Source organism: Microbacterium sp. B19, from assembly GCF_000333395.1.
Lineage (GTDB): Bacteria > Actinomycetota > Actinomycetes > Actinomycetales > Microbacteriaceae > Microbacterium.
In genome coordinates this window covers 1-219 of sequence record NZ_BADA01000471.1, presented here as the reverse complement: position 1 = coordinate 219, position 219 = coordinate 1, and the positions used below count along the sequence as shown (strand labels likewise).

The following is a 219-nucleotide window of genomic DNA, read 5'->3' as shown; positions in this document are numbered from 1 at the left end:
CGCGACGACGCGCCACGCGGGAGCGCCCGCATCGGCCCGGGCGAGCGAGGCGTTCACGAGCGCGCGCCACAGGTAGGACCACGTCGGGTTGCCGTGGACGGCGACGATCGTGCCGACGGGAGTCAGTCCGCGTTCGGTGAGCGCGGGACCCGTGTCCAGTACGTGCCACGTGCGCCGGCGACCGGCGTCCGCGTCGGCGCCGTCGACCTCGACGAGGCG

1 protein-coding gene is annotated in these 219 nt (G+C 75.8%); it reads right to left on the bottom strand.

The annotated features are described in order from the left end of the window. On the bottom strand, window positions 1-219 hold a 219-nt coding region (locus I5G_RS23095; RefSeq protein WP_036328906.1), incomplete at both ends, for a hypothetical protein.